The organism is Pseudomonas sp. PDM28 (assembly GCF_019219115.1).
Classification (GTDB): domain Bacteria; phylum Pseudomonadota; class Gammaproteobacteria; order Pseudomonadales; family Pseudomonadaceae; genus Aquipseudomonas; species Aquipseudomonas laurylsulfatiphila.
In genome coordinates this window covers 1-18586 of record NZ_JAHUWG010000003.1, presented here as the reverse complement: position 1 = coordinate 18586, position 18586 = coordinate 1, and the positions used below count along the sequence as shown (strand labels likewise).

17 protein-coding genes are annotated in these 18586 nt (G+C 58.6%); 8 read left to right on the top strand and 9 right to left on the bottom strand.

What is annotated here, in order from left to right; translation table 11 throughout:
* Nucleotides 1–35: 35 nt before the first annotated feature.
* The 6 genes from KW841_RS06400 to KW841_RS06375 all read right to left on the bottom strand — a co-directional run bounded on the left by KW841_RS06400 (nt 36) and on the right by KW841_RS06375 (nt 4563).
* Nucleotides 36–632, bottom strand: a complete 597-nt coding sequence (locus tag KW841_RS06400; protein WP_218474634.1) for a thiamine pyrophosphate-dependent enzyme — start codon at nt 630–632, stop codon at nt 36–38.
* Nucleotides 620–1159, bottom strand: a complete 540-nt coding sequence (locus KW841_RS06395; RefSeq protein WP_218474632.1) for a thiamine pyrophosphate-binding protein — start codon at nt 1157–1159, stop codon at nt 620–622. Before KW841_RS06395 ends, KW841_RS06400 begins: the two co-directional genes overlap by 13 nt.
* 227 nt (nt 1160–1386) lie before the next feature.
* Nucleotides 1387–2601 carry a pyridoxal phosphate-dependent aminotransferase gene (locus KW841_RS06390; protein ID WP_218474630.1) on the bottom strand — a complete coding sequence of 405 codons (1215 nt, stop codon included), beginning with the start codon at nt 2599–2601 and terminating at the stop codon, nt 1387–1389.
* Nucleotides 2598–3236 (bottom strand): RraA family protein, encoded by a 639-nt coding sequence (locus KW841_RS06385; protein WP_218474628.1) that lies wholly within the window; start codon nt 3234–3236, stop codon nt 2598–2600. Before KW841_RS06385 ends, KW841_RS06390 begins: the two co-directional genes overlap by 4 nt.
* A complete protein-coding gene (locus KW841_RS06380) occupies nt 3236–3898 on the bottom strand; it encodes an RraA family protein (RefSeq protein ID WP_218474626.1) in 663 nt (220 codons plus the stop codon). The genes KW841_RS06385 and KW841_RS06380 overlap by 1 nt, the downstream gene beginning before the upstream one ends.
* Complete coding sequence (locus KW841_RS06375; protein ID WP_218474624.1) at nt 3898–4563, bottom strand: RraA family protein; 666 nt, start codon at nt 4561–4563, stop codon at nt 3898–3900. The genes KW841_RS06380 and KW841_RS06375 overlap by 1 nt, the downstream gene beginning before the upstream one ends.
* A gap of 105 nt (nt 4564–4668) precedes the next feature.
* Here KW841_RS06375 and KW841_RS06370 point away from each other — a divergent pair, with 105 nt between their 5' ends.
* The 3 genes from KW841_RS06370 (at nt 4669) to KW841_RS06360 (ending at nt 8143) form a co-directional block, all read left to right on the top strand.
* Nucleotides 4669–5562, top strand: a complete 894-nt coding sequence (locus tag KW841_RS06370; RefSeq protein ID WP_218474622.1) for a LysR family transcriptional regulator — start codon at nt 4669–4671, stop codon at nt 5560–5562.
* Nucleotides 5563–5718: 156 nt separating this feature from the next.
* Nucleotides 5719–6537: an alpha/beta fold hydrolase gene (locus tag KW841_RS06365; protein ID WP_218474620.1), complete on the top strand. Its 819-nt coding sequence runs from the start codon at nt 5719–5721 to the stop codon at nt 6535–6537.
* A gap of 151 nt (nt 6538–6688) precedes the next feature.
* On the top strand, nt 6689–8143 hold the full coding sequence (locus KW841_RS06360; RefSeq protein ID WP_218474618.1) for a sodium:alanine symporter family protein: 1455 nt from the start codon (nt 6689–6691) through the stop codon (nt 8141–8143).
* A 61-nt stretch (nt 8144–8204) separates the two neighbouring features.
* Here KW841_RS06360 and KW841_RS06355 read toward each other — a convergent pair whose 3' ends face one another.
* On the bottom strand, nt 8205–9581 hold the full coding sequence (locus KW841_RS06355) for an MFS family transporter (protein WP_256357725.1): 1377 nt from the start codon (nt 9579–9581) through the stop codon (nt 8205–8207).
* Between the two features lie 486 nt (nt 9582–10067).
* Between KW841_RS06355 and KW841_RS06350 the strand changes: the two genes are divergently transcribed.
* The 3 genes from KW841_RS06350 (at nt 10068) to KW841_RS06340 (ending at nt 12846) form a co-directional block, all read left to right on the top strand.
* Nucleotides 10068–11009, top strand: coding sequence for a LysR substrate-binding domain-containing protein (locus KW841_RS06350; protein WP_218474615.1), 942 nt, complete (start codon nt 10068–10070; stop codon nt 11007–11009).
* A 166-nt stretch (nt 11010–11175) separates the two neighbouring features.
* Nucleotides 11176–12300, top strand: a complete 1125-nt coding sequence (locus KW841_RS06345) for an MFS transporter (RefSeq protein ID WP_218475448.1) — start codon at nt 11176–11178, stop codon at nt 12298–12300.
* A gap of 357 nt (nt 12301–12657) precedes the next feature.
* Nucleotides 12658–12846, top strand: a complete 189-nt coding sequence (locus KW841_RS06340) for a hypothetical protein (RefSeq protein WP_015095786.1) — start codon at nt 12658–12660, stop codon at nt 12844–12846.
* A gap of 240 nt (nt 12847–13086) precedes the next feature.
* Here the strand turns inward: KW841_RS06340 and KW841_RS06335 are convergent, their stop codons facing one another.
* Nucleotides 13087–13431 carry a hypothetical protein gene (locus KW841_RS06335; protein ID WP_133249026.1) on the bottom strand — a complete coding sequence of 115 codons (345 nt, stop codon included), beginning with the start codon at nt 13429–13431 and terminating at the stop codon, nt 13087–13089.
* A 30-nt stretch (nt 13432–13461) separates the two neighbouring features.
* Nucleotides 13462–14853: an aldehyde dehydrogenase family protein gene (locus KW841_RS06330; protein ID WP_218474613.1), complete on the bottom strand. Its 1392-nt coding sequence runs from the start codon at nt 14851–14853 to the stop codon at nt 13462–13464.
* 100 nt (nt 14854–14953) lie between these two features.
* On the opposite strand from KW841_RS06330, the gene KW841_RS06325 reads away from it, so the two are divergent.
* Together KW841_RS06325 and KW841_RS06320 are read left to right on the top strand one after the other, a co-directional pair.
* Entirely contained in the window at nt 14954–15832 is an 879-nt protein-coding gene (locus KW841_RS06325) for a LysR family transcriptional regulator (RefSeq protein ID WP_218474609.1), read from the top strand.
* A 77-nt stretch (nt 15833–15909) separates the two neighbouring features.
* A complete protein-coding gene (locus KW841_RS06320) occupies nt 15910–18114 on the top strand; it encodes an OsmC domain/YcaO domain-containing protein (RefSeq protein ID WP_218474606.1) in 2205 nt (734 codons plus the stop codon).
* The last annotated feature ends 472 nt before the right edge of the window (nt 18115–18586 follow it).

Below are 18586 nucleotides of genomic sequence, written 5' to 3'. Positions count from 1 at the left end.
TCGGCCCTGCGTGACCGGGTCCGGGCAGGGCGCAATCAGATCGGGTTGAAACCCAGCGCGGCACGAAAGCGATTCTTGATGTAGTGACCATCACGGGGCGGCAGTACACGCGGCGGGTTTTCCGCTTTGATCTTGATCGTTGCGAGCTTGACGCCGTCGCGGGTAGCGAAGCGTTCGCGCAGGTTGTGTACGTCTTCCATGTCGCGAATTTCGTCGGTCCAGCTGAAACCGCAGGTCTTCGCCACCTGGTCCAGGGAAATACCGAAACCGGCGTGGCTGACTTGCATGCCGGTCTCGCCAAAGTGCCCGTTATCGAGTACGGCGATGGTCAGGTTGGCGGGTTTTTGCAGTGCGACCGTGGCCAGTGCACCGAAGCCCATGAGCAACTCACCGTCACCGGTGACCACCACCACCGACTTGTCCGGCTGGGCGCTGGCCAGGCCCAGCCCGACCGTGATGGCGCTGCCCATGGCGGCCCAGAGGTAGTAATTCAGATCATTGTCGCCGGCCGCCATGACGTCATAGGACGCCGAGCCCAGACCGGTCACGACCAGCACGTCTTTACGGTCAGCCAGCAAGGCCTTGACCACTTCGCGGCGACACAGGGTGTGGTTTGCGCTTACTTGACCCATTTCTTTTCTCCAATCAGACGCTGGCCGAGCAGCAAGGCAGTGGCGGAATCACCGTTGAACGCCATGGTCGCGGCACCGTGCAGCAGCGGGGCGACATCTGCAGGCACGTCCGCACGCCAGGTCATGACCTTCATCAGGTTCAAGGAGGCTTCGGTGGCCTGGCCCATCGGGTTCTGCCACGCGTTGAATTCGGCCCAGTCGCCGCGCATGGTGACCACCATCAACAGCGGGAAACCGGCACATACCTGAAGTGCCAGGGTATTGATGCAGTTACCGACACCGCTGGATTGCATCAAGAGGGCGCCACGCTCACCGCCGAGCCAGGCGCCGGCGAGGTAGCCGATGCCTTCTTCTTCGGTGGTGAGGACAACGGCCTTGATGTCCGGGTCGGCATACGACATGCGGATGGCTGCCGAGTGGCCTGCGTCCGGTACGAAGACCACGTGTTTGACGTTGTGGACCTTGAGCACGCGGAATACGTCCTCCTGCCAATCCTGTCCCGCGGTTTGTTCAGCTTCTGTTGACATGCCCATCTCCCAAGCAGTGCTGCTTTTGTGTTTTCACACATTCTGGGAGGGATGGAGGTCGGCGACGACTACCGTTTTTGTCTTTGAGATATGCCCGTTTGGTATGGCAGGAGCCATGAATGCCCGGATTGCCGCGATGCATCGATACCGACGGTTTATGGGAACAGGTCGATAAAATTGACCCGCACCCAACCCGTTCACGACCGGGCCGGGTGTTGGTCAGTCGCTTATCGCAGGTGGCTACAGAAGGTTTTTATTGCGTCGCAGGCTTTATGCAGCGACGCATCATCCAGCGCATAGGCAATACGAATATAAGGGTCCAGTCCGAACGCGCTGCCATGCACAACGGCCACATCCGCTTCATCGAGCAGCGCGTGGGCGACATCTTCATCCGTGTGCAGTACTCGTCCACCCGGTGATGTACGGCCAATCAAGCCGGAGCACGAGGCGAACGCGTAAAATGCACCCGCCGGGCTGACGCACTCGAGGCCCGGCGTGCTGTTCAGAAGCTCCACCATCAAATCCCGTCGACTCTGGAACACTGCACGGCTTTCGTGGATGAAGTCCTTTGGCCCCTCCAGGGCGGCGAGTGCGGCCTGCTGTGAGATTGAGCTGGCCCCCGAGGTTTGCTGACCTTGCAGCTTCTCCATCGCTTCGAGCAACCAGCGCGGGCCTGTCGCAAAACCGATGCGCCAGCCGGTCATGGCATAGGCCTTGGACACACCATTCATGGTCAGGGTGCGTGCTGCCAGTCCTGGTTCAACCTGGGCCAGGGTAAAAAACGTCTGATCATCAAAGATCAGGTGTTCGTAGATGTCATCCGCCAGGATCAGCACGTGAGGATTGGCCAATAACACTTCAGCCAGGGCTTGAAGTTCCTCTCGGCCGTACACCGCACCGGTCGGATTGGATGGCGAGTTGAGGATCAGCCAGCGCGTCCGGGGTGTGATCGCCTCGGCCAGCGCCGCGGCCGTCAATTTGAAGCCGGTATTGGCCTCGCAGGTCACGATCCGGGCTTCGCCACCGCACAGCTGAACCATCTCCGGATAACTGACCCAGTAAGGTGCCGGGATGATGACTTGATCCCCCTCGTTGAGGGTCGCGGCCAGGGCGTTGTAGATCACCTGCTTGCCACCGTTGCAGACAAGGGTGTCTTGCCAGGTGACGTCCAGGCCGTTTTCTCGACGGAACTTGGCGGCCACCGCTTCTCGCAGTGAGCGTACACCGGCGACCTGGGTGTAGCGCGTGTGCCCGTTCTCGATGGCCTCAATGGCCGCTTCACGTACATGTCCGGGCGTATCGAAGTCTGGCTCGCCGGCGCACAGCGAAATGATCTTCGCACCTTGCGCCCGGCGCTCAGCCACCCGATCGATTATCCGATAGGTCGCCGACGGCTGTGCACTGGCCAGGCGTTGATTGAGTCGTTGGATATCGGCGGTCATGCCCGGGTCCTCCACGCTGTCAGGTTCATCAGTTCGAGCGTCGAACGACCTTCGGTAAGCGCCTGCATCATCTGCGCTTCCTTGCTTGCGCGGGCTTCGCCTTCAGCGAGGGTACGGGCCGCATCTTCCTTGGGAATGATGATCACACCGTCATCGTCCGCCACTACCAGATCACCGGGCGAGACATGTGCACCGTTGAAATTGAATGCCTGCCCGACCGAGGGAGCGCTGACCTTTACGGTGCCTTTGACCGAGATACCACGGGCAAATACCGGAAAGTGGCGTTTTTTCAAGGCGGCGATGTCACGCACGCCGCCATCTATGACCAAACCGACAACACCCGCCGCTTCGGCGGCCACAGTGAGCACTTCGCCCCAGTAACCGGCGATGAAGCTTCCGGTACCCACCACCAGCACGCTGCCCCGTGGCACGCGTTCCATGGCCAGGTGCAACGCCAGGTTGTCACCCGGCGAGCATTCCAGCGGGTAGGCCGGCGCGGCAATGAAAGCACCGTCCCAGACGGGACGGATCGCGCTGTCGACCGCACAGGGCAGATGGGACGCTTCATACAGCGTCGAACTGCCCAGGGCTTTTGCTCGTTCGTGGAAATTCAACGGGAGGGGGAGCGTGGTCATCAGACTTTCCTCTGCAGGCTGTGGTAACCCAGTGCGGTCCGGGCTTCCTTGAGGGTTTTTCCTTGAGCGATCAGGGCCCGGATATCGGCTTCGACCGACTCGATCTGGCGGGCGCACGCGGCCACTTCAGCTGCCCGGGCGCGAGGCACAATCACCACGCCGTTGGCGTCGGCTACCACGATGTCACGGGCACACACCCGGGCCGTGCCGACGGACACTGGCTGATTGACGGATTGAACCTGCACGCGGTCCTTGCCGGTGCGCATGAACCGGCCTTTGCTGAAGATCGGATAACCGTCACCCAGCGCCTTGTTCACGTCACGGCATACACCGTCGATGACCGTTGCGGCGATCTGCCGGCTGCCGGCGTACTGGGTCATGATGTCGCCCCATACCGTGCAGTCGGTGCGGCCACCGTTGTCGATCACCACGACGTCACCGGGCAGCACGTCTTCGATGAAGTCGCCCACGGTTCCAGGCGGCACACTGGCCGAAACGTACTGCACGGTGAAGGCCGGTCCGACGATGACCTTGCTGTAGTTGTCCAGCGGTGCCACGCCCAGGCATTGACCGGGCAGGCCGAGTTTGTCCAGGGCATCGGAGACGCCAGGGGTGTCCAGGCCTTCAAACAGGGCGACAAGTGCTTGGTCTTCAAGATTCATCAGGAACGCTCCACCTGGATAGCTTCGAACTGGGTGTCATGCATCACTTCTGCCACTGAGCGGCCGCTGCGAACAGCTTCCACCATGCCGTCCTGGCGACGGGTAATGCGCTCGCCTAGATCGACGACCTTCTCGATGTACGCCTGGGGTACGAACACCGTTCCGCAGCGATCGGCGATGACATAGTCGTCTTCGCTGACGTCGACGCCCGCCACATTGATCGTCACGGCGGCATCGATCTGCACCACCCGATTGCGCGCGCTGATCATGGTGACGCCACGGCCATAGACCGGATAGCCAATCGACGCGCTGCCATCAATATCCCGGCTGAAGCCGTCGATGACGGTGCCGCGCACCTGTTTGCCGGCCGCGGCGTTGGCAAGAATGTCGCCCCAGCAGGAAATGCCCTCGATACCACCGGCGATCACCAGCACGCGGTCGTCGCTGTCGATCTGCTCCACCACCGGGGTGATCAGGTGCACGGTGGGTACGCTGTCGGTTTTTGGCGCAAGCAATACGGTGCTGGCGCGACCGACGATCTTCGGGCAGTTCCACAGCGGGCGTAGCCCCACGGTGGCACCGGCCAGGCCGAGGAAGTCGAGGGCGTCGGATACCGTGTTGGTATCCAGCGCCGCCAAGCGATCGAGCACACTCTTTTTGTTCATGGGGTAGCCCCTGCGATGACGGAGGCGACCAGTGTCGACGAGGCGATTTGATAGGTATATTACTAATCACAGAAGCGTTAGATACGCTAAACCTATGGAAAAATCATGATCAATTTCCGCCTGATCCGTCACCTCTGGCTGTTCCTGGCCGTCGCCGAAGAGCAGAATTTCGGCCGTGCAGCCAAGCGGCTTGGCATGTCTCAGCCGCCCCTGAGCGAACAGATTCAGGTGCTGGAGCAGGCACTCAAGGTCCAACTGTTCGAGCGCTCGCGGCGCGGGGCGAAACTCACCCCCGTGGGGGCGGCGATCCTGCCGGCGGTGCGTAAATTCGCCGAGCAACTCGAGCGCCTGGAACTGGCGGTTGAGGAGGCGGTCGCGGGACAGTCGGGGATGATGACCATCGGCGCCATCTCCACGGCCATGTTCGACGTACTGCCCGGTCTGATCGAACAGATGAAGGTCGATTACCCGAACCTGACCGTATCCGTGCGGGAAATCGACAGCGTAGAGGCCGTTCCGGCGCTGGAAGCCGGTGATATCGACCTGGCCTTCGCCCGCCTGGACGGTGATCTGGGCGCCTCGATCCAGTCACTGCCATTACTGGAAGATCGCCTGGTAGTGGCGTTGCCCAGTGACCACCCATTGGCTGCACGCACGCGTATCAGTTTGTCCAGCCTGGCCAACGAACCTTTGGTGATGTTTTCGCGAAAGGTCAGCCCGGTGTATTTCGACAACTTGATTGCAACCTGCCGAGCCAGCGGATTTTCCCCGCGCGTGCTGCATGAAGTGCGTTCTGTCGCTTCGCAGATCGCCTTTGTCAGCTATGGGCAGGGCATCGCCCTGGTACCGGCATCCTTGAAAAAAATGGCACCGGATAACGTGGTCTTTCGATCATTGAGTCAGAAGCTCAACGTGGTGACGACGGCGGTGGCCTGGAATGCGGATCGGCCCAATCCGCTCATAGCCGAAGTCATTGCCCGACTGCGGAAAAAGGCCTGAGGCGGGCAAAGGCGGCGAGTGGGCGATCAACGATAGGTTTGGCGTATGGAAACGTTCCACAATTAGGAATTTACATAAGACTCGAGCCGGCTGAAATTGGGCCTGTCGCCGATGACCTGTTTCGGCGGCAGTCTTATCGTCCAAGGAGTCCTTTACGTGACCGCATCCGAAACGTTCACTCATACGCAGCTCCCGTTGACCATCGAGGGCGTCCAGCTGAACGTCGCCGCCATTCATCGAAATGGCAACCTGACGCCGATCGTGTTCCTGCATGGTTTTGGTTCCACCAAAGAGGACTACGCCGACATCGTGCAGCACGCGGAATTCGCGGGGCATCCCTTCCTCGCCTACGACGCACCGGGCTGCGGTGAGAGCCAGTGCAGCGACCTTTCCAGTATTTCGATTCCTTTTCTGCTGCAGACCGCATTACAGATGCTGGAGCATTTCGGTATCGAGCGCTTCCATCTGGTCGGCCACTCCATGGGCGGATTGACTGCGCTGATGCTGGCCCATCAGTTTCCGGAACGGGTAATCAGTTTCGTCGATATAGAGGGCAATATTGCCCCGGAAGACTGTTTTCTCAGCCGGCAGATCGTCGATTTTCCAAGCGATGATCCAGAGAAGTTCTTCACGGCTTTCATCGAGCGTGCCCGGCAGGCCCCGGCATACGCCAGCGCACTCTACTCGGCGAGTCTCAGGCACAAGGTGCGTGCCGGGGCTGTGCGGGGGATTTTCCAATCGATGGTCGACCTTTCCGATAACGCCGACCTGATGAGCAAGTTTCTCGGCTTGAAGTGCCCACGAATGTTCATGTACGGCGAGCAGAACGCCTCACTGTCCTACCTTTCGCACATCGAGGCCCAAGGCGTGTGTTTGGCGCCAATTCCGGCCTGCGGCCACTTCCCCATGTACTCCAACCCCATTGCGATGTGGAAACAGATCGCCGATTTCCAGACCGGCAGTCGAACCGGGTAAGTCCGATCGCCCCGAGTGCTCCCCGATGTATGGCGCGAGCCTGACAGGGACTCGCGGTTGCTATTCAACGCGCTTCATCCCACATGCCTGCCACGGCGATGTGTGAGGGCGCGTGCATGCCTGTAATCCATAACAACAAGAGGTGCAAATCATGCTCGAAGTCATAAACGGCTTTCTTTCCGGAAAGCTCCTGATCGTGCTCATCGTAGGCCTGGGTGGCTATTTCACGATTCGCTCACGCTTTGTCCAGTTTCGCCATTTCCTGCACATGTTCGGAGCCTTTCGCGATAGCGTGCAGAAGAGCGCCGGTCAGATCAGCTCGTTCCAGGCCTTGATGCTTAGCCTGGCGGGTCGCGTAGGGGCAGGCAATATCGCCGGGGTCGGGTTGGCCGTGACGTTGGGCGGGCCTGGTGCGGTGTTCTGGATGTGGGTGACTGCGCTGGTGGGCATGTCCACCAGCTTCTTTGAGTGCAGCCTGGGACAGTTGTACAAACGATGCGACGCCAAGGGGCAGTTTCGGGGTGGGCCGTCGTACTACATCCAGTACGGGCTGAAACAGGCGTGGCTGGGCAAGGCCATGGCCGTGTTGCTCCTGGTCACTTTCGGTTTTGCCTTCAACGGGCTGCAGTCCCATGCCGTGACTCACTCGCTGAACAATGCGTTCGGCTTTTCTACGACTTACTCCGGCATTGCGATTGCCGTATTGCTCGGCCTGGTATTCATGGGGGGCATCAAGCGCATCGCTGCCGTCTCGGACCTGTTGGTGCCGGTCAAGACACTGGCTTACATTGGCGTGACCGTTTATGTGATCGTGCTTCAGTTTGATCATGTGCCCGGCATGCTGATGACCATTTTCAAAAGTGCCTTTGGCCTGGACCAGGCGTTCGCCGGCCTGGTTGGCAGTGCCATCGTCATGGGCGTCAAGCGCGGGGTATTTGCCAATGAGGCGGGCCTGGGCAGTGCGCCCAACGTAGCCGCGGTGGCGAAAGTCGATCACCCGGCGGCTCAAGGGGTGGTTCAAGCGTTCAGCGTCTTCCTGGATACCTTTGTCATCTGTACCTGCACGGCGCTGCTGATCCTGTTGTCGGGTTTTTACACACCAGGCTTCGAAGGCGATGGCCTGGTACTGACACAGAACGCACTGGCGGCAGTGGTCGGGGACTGGGGGCGCACGTTCATCAGCGTGGCGTTGGCGCTGTTTGTCTTCACGTCGATCCTCTACAACTACTATCTGGGCGAAAACAACCTGCGCTTTCTACTGGGTGATAAACGCGCTGCGGTGATGGCCTATCGGGGCCTGGTGTTGCTGTTGATCCTTTGGGGCGCCGTGCAAAACCTGGGCACGGTCTTCGCCTTTGCCGATATCACCATGACGCTGTTGGCCTTCGTCAATCTGATCGCCCTGGCGTTGTTGTTCAACGTCGGCATGCGCCTGCTGCGTGACTATGACCGGCAGCGCAAGGCCGGCATCAAGACGCCGATCTTCGACTCCAGCCAGTTCACGGATCTTGATCTTGATTTGCAGGCATGGCCCCATCGGGAAAAGGTCGGCAACAGCATCCCCGCATCTATAACGCCGGTAGCAGCTGCCTCTGCCCTGCGATGATGAAAAAAGGGCCCATGACAATTCATGGGCCCTTGAAGATCGTCTGGGGATGCTCCGTCAATCAGACTCGCGCAGCATGCGGTTTTACACATCCCTTCAAACCTGTACGTTCTTCAATCTCGCCTGAGCCACTGATATAGCCGTAACGCGACAGGTTTGGCATCAGCATCGCGGCGATGAAGGTGATGCTCACGACCGCTGCTACGTAGAAGAAAAAATACTCCTCGATGCCCTGTGAGCGAAGCGACAAGGCCACGTATTCGGCGGTGCCGCCAAATGCCGCGTTGCCCACCGCATAGGGAAATCCAACCCCCAATGCACGTACGGCAGGCGGGAACAGTTCGGCTTTGACGATCCCGGCAATCGGCGTGTAGAGCGACGCAATGGCCAGGCCGCCAAACACCAGCACGAATGCCATGAACGGGTTGCTGACCGACTGTAGCGAGTAGAGCAGGGGGATCACCAGCAACATGGCCAGCCCGGAAAACATCAGCATGTGCGCCTTGATACCGATGCGGTCGGCGAGCAAGCCGAACAGCGGTTGGCAAAGCATGAAGCCGATCAGGGCCGCCGTCATGATGAAGCTGACCGTTTCCGGACTGAAACCGGCGGAGATCACCAGGAACTTCTGCATGTAGGTCGTGAAGGTATAGAAATACAGCGAACCGCCGATGGTGAACGCCACCACCAGGGCAACTGCGCGTTTGTGTTTGAACATGCCGCGCAGAGAGCCGGCATCCTTGCGGCACATGTCTTTCTTGTTGGCGGTTTCATGCATGGCGCGACGCAGATACACCACCACGATCGAGCTCAACGCGCCGATGAAGAACGGAATCCTCCAGCCCCACTCGCGCAACTCTTCGCCGGTCAGGGTTTGTTGAAGAATGACTACGGTCATCAAGGCCAGCAACTGACCGGCAATGATGGTGAAGTACTGAAACGAGCCATAGAAGCAGCGACGGCCCGGTGTCGCGATTTCGCTGATGTAGGTGGCGCCGGTGCCGTATTCCGCACCGACCGACAGGCCCTGAATCAGCCTGGCAACCACCAGCAGGATCGGCGCCGCGACGCCGATGGTTGCGTAGGTCGGCATGACGGCGATCAAAAGCGAGCCGGCGCACATCATGAACACCGAGATGATCATCGAGACCTTGCGACCACGAGTGTCAGCGATCCAGCCGAAAATCCAGCCACCGAGCGGGCGCATGAAAAAACCGACGGCGAAGACGCCCGCGGTCGCCAGTAGCTGACTGGTGGTGTCGCCTTTGGGGAAAAACGAAGCGGCAAAGTAGATGGCGGTATAGGCGTAAATGAAAAAGTCGTACCACTCCACCAGATTGCCCGAACAGGCACCCATGATGGCTTTGACGCGGTTCGGCGCTCTCATCGCAGCGGCTTCGGCTGAGTGGTCTTTGGCGTCTGGGATTGATGCGGACATGTGATTCACCCTTTTTTCAAGGCGAGAGGAGACGAGGAGCGCGCTGATGCGCGTCCGAGGCTGACTCGTTGGGTTTTGGGTTTAACGAAAAGGCGCGAACCCGCTCACGGCCGGATTTCCGTAGAGAAGGGGGAGGGTGGATGCACGAGCGTGGCGAACGGTAGTGGTCCGGGGAAATCGGACGGGTGAGGCGAAGCATTGAACATCATGGCGCGAGCCCTCGAATCTTATTCTTGTAGTGAGTCGAGCGCTCTGTGGCGTCGACGTTGATTGCACGCTACCGCAGAGTCGGGAGGGTAATAAGCCGTCAGGCAGGCCTAACTGATATACCTGAATTATATAGCTTGGCGTGCAGCCCCGGCGGGCCGGGGGTTACAGCCGGCTTGAAAGTCCCGGGGCCGCACGACACGGGGGTTGCGGGCCATTCAAAGGTGCACAAATGCGATTACACTCACAGCACTTTCGCCGCATAACGCGTCGAGCCCGATGCTGACTGGCCTGGTAATGGATGTCGTTCAACTCAAAACCCTGATTCATGTTGCCGAACTGGGCAGTCTCAGCAAGGCCTCGGATCGTCTCCACATCGCGCAACCGGCACTTAGCCGGCAAATTCGATTGTTGGAAAAGGAGCTTGGCACCTACCTGTTTGATCGACATGGGCGAGGCATGGAGATCACCGATGCCGGCCGTGAAGTGCTGGCACATGCCACCCGAATCATGGAGGAAATGGAGTCCATTCGAAGTTCTGTCGTGGGCGCAAAGTCGTCTTTTCGGGGAACGGTCGTCATCGGCACGACGCCGACGGTCGCGGAAATCGTCACCGTTCCATTGGTACGCAAGATCAAGGAGGCGCATCCGAATCTCGCCGTCAGGTTTTCCTCGGCCTTCAGCGGCTATCTGCTCGATTGGGTTCAGCGTGGCGAACTGGAGCTGGCGATTTCTTACGATCCCCAACCCCTGCATACGCTGCGTATCGTGCCGGTGATGATGGAAAACCTGCTGCTGGTCGGTCCCGCCAGCGCCAACCTGCGTCTTGATACGCCGATGTCGTTCGAGTCATTGGCTGAGCAGCAATTGGTATTGCCAAGCGCTCGACATAGCCTTCGCGTGATTCTGGATGATTGTGCGCGCCAAGTCGGGATCAAGCTCAAGACCAGCGTTGAAGCCGACTCCTTCGGCGCCATGATCGATCTGGTCCGCAATGGCTTCGGTTTGACCGCTTTGCCTTTGGCATCGATTTACGCGCAAATCGAAGCAGGCGTGCTCAGTGCGGCCCCCTTGGTCGACCCCGTTCCCATGCGCAAACTTGTTCAGGTTTTTCCGGCCGACAGGCGTGTCAGTCCGGCCGCCAAATTTGTCGGGGATGCCTTCATCGAGATTGCCGCCGATCTGGTCAATCGCAAAATCTGGGCTGGACACATGCTTTGAGTCAACGGCGAATCTGTTAGCTGCGAGTGTCTCGTCCCCGTGCAAATCGCCTAATTATCCGCAGTTGCGCGGCGGCTCACGACTTCCGTTTTTTCTGACCTCTGATGACATTGTCTTGAACCAACAAACGCGACTGCCTGGCGTATTCGGCATCTTCATTTTGGGGATGCTGCAAGTTCTGGTTTGGGGAGGTTCGTTCTTCCTGATGGCCGTCATGGCTGATCCGATCATGAAAGAGACTGGCTGGGCTAGCCAATGGGTGTATGGCGCACTGTCCCTGAGCATTCTGGTTTCCGCGATGCTGGCACCGTTGACCAGTCGGCTAATCGCCCGCTACGGCGGCCGCCCGATCCTGGCCAGTAGCGGCCTGGGCGTCGCCATCGGGTTGTTTCTGATGGCCAGTTCGACCTCGTTGCCGATGTTTCTTTTGTCTTGGGCAGTGATTGGCGTCGGTATGGCGCTGGGGCTGTATGAAGCGCTGTTCGCCGCTTTAGGTTCTCTCTATGGAGAGCGGGCGAGCAGTGCGATTACCGGGATTACGCTCATTTCAGGGTTTGCGACAACGCTGTCATGGCCCGCGGTTGCGCTGGTCATCGAGCACGTTGGCTGGCGCGCGACATGCGTGGCTTATGGGGTGTTACTGGTCGTTGCCGTGGCACCGCTATATCTCTGGGTGCTGGCGCGGGGCGCGGGAGCACTCACAAAAAGCCAGGCTGTGAGTGATGAAAGCCTGTTGATCGATCGGCGGATCTACCTATTGCTCACGCTGATTTTTGCGTTGGGTGCAGTGATCATGACGGCGATGTCGGTCCAGCTGATTTCATTGTTGCAGGGGCAGGGCTACTCGCTTGCAGCCGCCATCGGGCTGAGCGCTTTACTGGGGCCGAGCCAGGTCGGTTCACGTGTTCTACAAGTGTTTTCGCGAAAGCGACACCCGATCTGGACGACATTGATCTCTGTGGTGTTCGTGGCTATCGGTCTGCTGTTTGTGACTATCGCGCCGGAAATGACCGCTCTGGGGCTAGTGATCTACGGCGCGGGCAATGGTTTGCGGGCGATCGTTCGAGGCCTGCTGCCATTGGCCCTGATGTCGCCCACCCATTATGTGTTGCTGATGGGGCGCATGGCTCGGCCTTCGCTCATCGGACAAGCCTTGACCCCGCTCGCGGGCGGTTACCTGTTGCAGGCCTGGGGCGCTGGCGGTGTACTTGCGGGCCTGAGCTCGCTGGCCGTATTGAATGTGCTGTTGGTCTTGCTGCTCATTCGGCTGGTGTGTAAAAAACAGCGCTGACCCAGCGAATCACCCTGTGCTATGAATCAGTCGTCCGCCTTGGGGAACAAGGGCCAGAAAGTAAAAAGCCCGGCGCTGGGCCGGGCTCTCTGTAGATGGGCCAAATCCCTTTGGCTGACCGTATTGTGCTAGATAGGTGTGACGAAAGTGTGACATCTGAATACGAAATGCCGTGGCGTAACCGTTGGGCCAAGTGCTGCTGGAGTACGACACGACATCAAAACTTTCGATACTCTCTGCTCAGTACTCCACAATGGTTTTGGGGCAATCGAATGGCGGTCAGTAACGCGCCACTGAATGACTTGAGCATTCGCCCAGGTGGGATTTGTCTTTAATCCGGTCCGAGGTTTGATCGAGATGGCTCATTCACTTAAGTACCAAATAGGCGAATCCGTCCGCACTATCGAGGCCGAGGTGGGGAAGCTGCTCGATCTGGCTGCAACGCTCAGAGAAGCAGGGGATGAAGAAATGGCTGCAGCTGTCTCGACCCAGGCGAACAAGCTGCTTGAAGCAGCAGTGGCGCTGAGGATCGCGATGTCAGGCTGACTGCTTGCGCTGTAGCCGGCACTTCAATCCACAGGGGTTAGCCCGCCTTGACTATTGAAACTTGAGAATTGTCAGGCATGGGGTATCATTTCTACGTGTTTTAGACCCAGCCGAACAAGCCTCGCCAGAGAAATCTGCCGGGGCTTAGTCGTATTCGGCTTAGGAGAAAAACATGTCTAGAGCTCAACGACGACACGATACGCGCCGCATAAAGGCTCGATTTTATTCAAAGCAGAGCGCTTATGAATGCTGGTCAACCAGCGAGAAAAACGCCGGGCTTTTTGCAAACCACGGAAAGGTGTGCTCCTGTTGGATGTGTGGCAATCCCAGAAAGCTGGGATTGCTCACCATGCAGGAGCTGCGGGCTGACTGTTCCATGCAGGAGTGAAAACAGAACCCGGCCGCCAAGCCGGGTTTTCTATTGGGATCAACACGATTTGCTGATTCGCAAGTTGTGTCGCGACACTTGACGGGGCTATCGAGCGTCCCGGTTCCTGCATTCGCCCATTGCATCTGCTTTGTCGTCATGAATCGAGTGGTCAGTGCATTTGTGGCAATGATCAGCAGGCTGAGCTCCAGCGGCAAGTTGACCCCGTTCGAAGCACTGCATTGCCCTTAACGCCGATCCAGCCAAACCGTCTGAGCATTGCAGAATTCGCGCACCCCGAAATGCGAGAGTTCCCGGCCAAAGCCACTCTTCTTCACGCCACCAAAACTCACGCGCGGATCGCTGGCGCTATAGCCGTTGATGAACACGCCGCCGGTTTCAAGTTCGCCAGCCATCTGCCGGGCGAGTTCGCCATTGCGCGTATAAATAGTGGCGGTGAGACCGAACTCGCTGTCATTGGCCAGCGCCAGCGCATGGGCGGCGTCTCGGGCCGTGATGATTGAAGCCACAGGACCAAACAGTTCCTGTCTGAAGGATGTCATCTGATCGGTCACGTCGCCCAGCACAGTAGGTTCGTAGTAGTTGCCGGTGCCTTCGACCTTCTTTCCACCCAGCAGTAAGGTCGCGCCTTCTTCCAGTGTGTCGCGCACCTGTTGGTCCAGTTCGTCGCGCAGATCGAAGCGTGCCATCGGGCCGATGTAAGTGGTGGCGGCGAGTGGATCACCGACGACCAGTCGTTGGGTGGCCTCGACGAACCTGCGGATAAATTCCTCTGCAATGCCTTGCTCGACAATCAGGCGTTTGGCGGCGGCGCAGACTTGTCCGGTGTTTTGATAGCGCCCGATCACGGCGGCTTTGACCGCCTCATCGAGGTCCGCGTCGTCGAGCACGATAAACGGGTCGGAGCCGCCCAGTTCCAATACACATTTCTTCAGCGCGGCTCCGGCCTGGGCACCGATGGCCATGCCCGCACGCACGCTACCGGTGAGGGTGACAGCCGCGATGCGTGGATCGGCGATTGCCTTGGATACACCGTCCGGGGTGACGTTGATGACCTCGAAGACACCTTCAGGAAAATCCGCCTGCTTGAAAGCTTCCAGCAGCAGGTAGGCGCTGCCCATGACGTTGGGCGCGTGCTTGAGCACGAAGGTATTGCCGGCGAGCAGGGTAGGGACCGCGCCGCGCAGCACTTGCCAGATGGGGAAGTTCCACGGCATCACAGCGAGTATCGGGCCGAGCGGGCGATATTCAATGCGTGCCTTGCCGCCTTCGACCAGGGTCGGTTCTGCGCTGAGCATGGCGGGACCCTGTTCGGCGTACCACTCGCAGAGCTGCGCGCATTTTTCAATTTCGCCACGGGCTTGAGCAATCGGCTTACCCATTTCCTGGGTGATCATGTTGGCCATGGCCTCTGCATTGTTGCGCAAGGCCTGGCCGAGGTTGATCAACAGCTGCGCGCGTTGCTCTACCGGTTTGCCGCGCCAGGTGCGAAACCCGGTAGTGGCCCGCGCCAGCGCGGCCTGTAATGCCGAATCGGATTCGAAAGGGTACTGGCCGATCTGCTCGCCCGTGGTCGGGTTGATCGAAATGGCATGGGTAAGGCTGGATACATGGGTCATGGCACCGTCCTGCTAGGTAGGAATGTGCTCAGGTTATGGGGGTATATGTTTTATGGAAACTGAATAATACTGAGCAAAACGTTCACGTTTGGAGAATGACTTGGATCTGGTTCAGCTCGAAATTTTCAAGGCTGTCGCCGAGCACGGCAGCATCAGCGTGGCCGCCCAGCACATCCACCGGGTGCCATCGAATCTCACGACCCGAATCAAGCAGCTTGAGCAGGACCTGGGTGTGGATCTGTTTATCCGCGAGAAGAGTCGCCTGCGCTTGTCGCCGGCCGGCTGGAGCTTCCTGGATTACGCTCGACGCATTCTCGACCTGGTTCAGGAGGCGCGGGCCACAGTAGCGGGCGAGGAACCGCAAGGCGCCTTCACCCTGGGTTCGCTGGAAAGCACTGCAGCGGTACGAATTCCAGATCTATTGGCTGCCTATAACCAGAAACACGCGAAGGTCGAACTGGACCTGTCCACCGGTCCCTCCGGGACCATGATCGACGGGGTGTTGTCGGGGCGGCTGGCCGCGGCATTTGTCGATGGGCCGGTGTTGCATCCGGCGCTGGAAGGCGTACCGGCATTCGAGGAGGAGATGGTCTTGATCGCACCGCTCAATCATGAGCCGATTCATCGGGCCAAGGATGTGAATGGCGAAAACATCTATGCCTTCCGCTCCAACTGCTCCTATCGCCATCATTTCGAAAGCTGGTTTGCCAATGGCGCGGCGGTGCCCGGCAAGATTTTCGAAATGGAGTCCTATCACGGCATGCTGGCCTGCGTCAGCGCCGGGGCCGGCCTGGCGCTGATGCCACGCAGCATGCTCGAAAGCATGCCGGGGTGTACGACGGTCAGCGTCTGGCCGTTGTCGGAGTCGTTCCGCTATCTGCGTACCTGGTTGGTGTGGCGCAGGGGGACGGTGTCGCAGAGCCTCACGATGTTTGTGCGCTTGCTGGAGGAGCGTGGTGTCGCGTTGATCGATAAATAGTGGAAAGTTAACGGTCAGCGCTGAAAAACCGGATAATGGCGGCCAAATCGTTTAGCTCGTTATTCTGGTAATCGCACATGGAAATCAAGGTCAACTTTCTCGACAACCTTCGACTTGAGGCCAAGTTCGACGACTTCACGGTGATCGCCGATCAACCCATTCGCTACAAGGGTGATGGCTCGGCGCCGGGGCCGTTCGATTATTTCCTGGCTTCGTCGGCGTTGTGTGCGGCGTACTTCGTGAAGTTGTATTGCGAGACTCGCAATATCCCCACCGAAAATATCCGCCTGTCGCAGAACAACATCGTTGACCCGGAAAACCGCTACAACCAGATTTTCAAGATTCAGGTCGAACTGCCGGCGGACATCTCCGCCAAGGACCGCCAGGGGATCTTGCGCTCCATTGACCGTTGCACGGTAAAGAAGGTGGTGCAAACCGGGCCCGAGTTCGTGATTGAAGAGGTCGAAAACCTCGACGCCGATGCCCAGGCGCTGCTGATGCCGCATTCGACCTCCGAGGCGGGCACCTACATTGCGGGCAAGGACCTGCCGCTGGAGCAAACCATCGCCAACATGTCGGGCATCCTGGCCGACCTGGGCATGAAGATTGAAATCGCTTCGTGGCGCAACATCGTTCCCCATGTGTGGTCGCTGCACATCCGCGATGCGCACTCGCCGATGTGTTTTACCAACGGCAAAGGCGCGACCAAGGAAGGCGCGCTGGCATCGGCGTTGGGCGAGTTTATCGAGCGGCTCAACTGCAACTTCTTCTATAACGATCAGTTCTGGGGGGAGGACATCGCCAACGCGGCGTTTGTGCATTACCCGGACGAGCGCTGGTTCAAGCCGGGCCCTAAGGACGAACTGCCGACTGAAATCCTCGACGAATACTGCCTGAAGGTTTACGACCGGGATGGCGAGCTGCGTGGCTCGCATCTGTACGACACCAACTCCGGCAACACCCAGCGCGGTATTTGTTCGCTACCGTTTGTGCGTCAGTCGGACAATGAGGTGGTGTACTTCCCGTCCAACCTGATCGAAAACCTGTTCCTGAGTAATGGCATGAGCGCCGGCAACACGCTGGCCGAAGCCCAGGTGCAGTGCCTGTCGGAGATCTTCGAGCGCGCGGTGAAGCGCGAAATCCTCGAAGGCGAAATGGCCCTGCCGGATGTGCCGCAGGAAGTACTGGCGAAATACCCGGGCATTCTGGCCGGTATCCAGGCCCTGGAAGAGCAGGGCTTCCCGGTGCTGGTCAAGGATGCGTCGCTGGGCGGGGAGTTCCCGGTGATGTGCGTCACCTTGATGAACCCGCGTACCGGTGGCGTATTTGCCTCGTTCGGCGCGCACCCAAGCCTGGAAGTGGCGCTGGAACGCAGCCTGACGGAGCTGTTGCAAGGCCGCAGTTTCGAAGGCCTGAATGATCTGCCTCAGCCGACCTTCGAAGGGCAGGCGGTGACTGAACCGAATAACTTCGTCGAGCACTTTATCGACTCGAGCGGTGTGGTCTCGTGGCGCTTCTTCAGTGCCAAGCCGGACTTCGAATTCGTTGAGTGGGACTTCTCCGGTCAAGGCGAAAACTCCAATGCCGAAGAAGCCGCGACTCTGTTCGGCATTCTCGAAGACATGGGCAAAGAAGTGTACATGGCGGTCTATGAACATATCGGCGCCAAGGCCTGCCGCATTCTGGTGCCAGATTACTCGGAAATTTATCCTGTCGAAGATTTGATCTGGGATAACACCAACAAGGCGCTGCAGTTCCGCGCCGACATCCTGAATCTGCACAGTCTGAGCAAAGTCGGCCTGCGATCGCTGGCCCAGGGGCTGGAAAGCAGCGAGCTGGATGATTACACCGACATCACTACGTTGATCGGCATCGAGTTCGACGACAACACGCCTTGGGGCAAGTTGACGATCCTGGAATTGAGGCTGCTGATTTATCTCGCCTTGCAGAAGTTTGATCAGGCCAAGGATCTGGTGGAAGCCTTCCTGCAATACAACGACAACACCGTCGAACGCGGCCTGTTTTATCAAGCGGTGAACGTCGTGCTGGAAATGCAGCTGGATGATGATCTGGAACTAAGTGACTACGAGGTCAACTTTCGCCGGATGTTCGGTGACGAGCGGATGGACGCGGCGATAGGGTCGGTCGATGGCAGCGTACGTTTCTATGGTCTGACACCGACGAGCATGAAACTGGAAGGACTCGACAGGCACCTTCGTCTGATAGAGAGCTATAAGAAGCTACATACGGCGCGGGCCGGGGTGGCGGCGTTATTCAGCTGAAAGCGCTAACAAAAGAGCACCTTGGGTGCTTTTTTGTTTTTTGGCGGCCAGCTAATCGTCCGTACGCGGTGGTCCCGCTTTTTGGCTATGACATGGGCTGTGACTGCCTATGGGGAAGCTCTTCTATATAGAAGGGCGTTCTGGCTCTTCTATATAGGCGTCCTTTGGGGCGTTTTACTGCTTTCCGCAGGTTGTTGATAGAGAACCCGAATCAGTGCTTGACGGCAGATTATAGATGCCTATAATTCGCCCCACTTCCGGCGCAGTCGAAACGGGAAACTCCTTGATAAACAAAGAGTTACGCAGTTCTCGGCAGCAGGTTGCTTCAGGTTGTCGAAGCGCCAGGGAAGTTGAAAAAGAGGTGTTGACAGCAGCGAGTAACGCTGTAGAATTCGCCTCCCGCTGACGAGAGATCGAAAGCGCAAGTGGTTGAAGTTGTTAAGGATTCCTTGAAAGCTTCTGAAAATAATCA

Coding starts and splice junctions, on each gene's coding strand:
- KW841_RS06330 (WP_218474613.1), bottom strand. CDS start 14,853: ATGACCCATGTATCCAGCCTTACCCATGCCATTTCGATCAACCCGACC.
- KW841_RS06320 (WP_218474606.1), top strand. CDS start 15,910: ATGGAAATCAAGGTCAACTTTCTCGACAACCTTCGACTTGAGGCCAAG.
- KW841_RS06380 (WP_218474626.1), bottom strand. CDS start 3,898: ATGAATCTTGAAGACCAAGCACTTGTCGCCCTGTTTGAAGGCCTGGAC.
- KW841_RS06375 (WP_218474624.1), bottom strand. CDS start 4,563: ATGAACAAAAAGAGTGTGCTCGATCGCTTGGCGGCGCTGGATACCAAC.
- KW841_RS06385 (WP_218474628.1), bottom strand. CDS start 3,236: ATGACCACGCTCCCCCTCCCGTTGAATTTCCACGAACGAGCAAAAGCC.
- KW841_RS06355 (WP_256357725.1), bottom strand. CDS start 9,581: ATGTCCGCATCAATCCCAGACGCCAAAGACCACTCAGCCGAAGCCGCT.
- KW841_RS06370 (WP_218474622.1), top strand. CDS start 4,669: ATGATCAATTTCCGCCTGATCCGTCACCTCTGGCTGTTCCTGGCCGTC.
- KW841_RS06360 (WP_218474618.1), top strand. CDS start 6,689: ATGCTCGAAGTCATAAACGGCTTTCTTTCCGGAAAGCTCCTGATCGTG.
- KW841_RS06390 (WP_218474630.1), bottom strand. CDS start 2,601: ATGACCGCCGATATCCAACGACTCAATCAACGCCTGGCCAGTGCACAG.
- KW841_RS06345 (WP_218475448.1), top strand. CDS start 11,176: ATGCTGCAAGTTCTGGTTTGGGGAGGTTCGTTCTTCCTGATGGCCGTC.
- KW841_RS06395 (WP_218474632.1), bottom strand. CDS start 1,159: ATGTCAACAGAAGCTGAACAAACCGCGGGACAGGATTGGCAGGAGGAC.
- KW841_RS06400 (WP_218474634.1), bottom strand. CDS start 632: ATGGGTCAAGTAAGCGCAAACCACACCCTGTGTCGCCGCGAAGTGGTC.
- KW841_RS06350 (WP_218474615.1), top strand. CDS start 10,068: ATGCTGACTGGCCTGGTAATGGATGTCGTTCAACTCAAAACCCTGATT.
- KW841_RS06340 (WP_015095786.1), top strand. CDS start 12,658: ATGGCTCATTCACTTAAGTACCAAATAGGCGAATCCGTCCGCACTATC.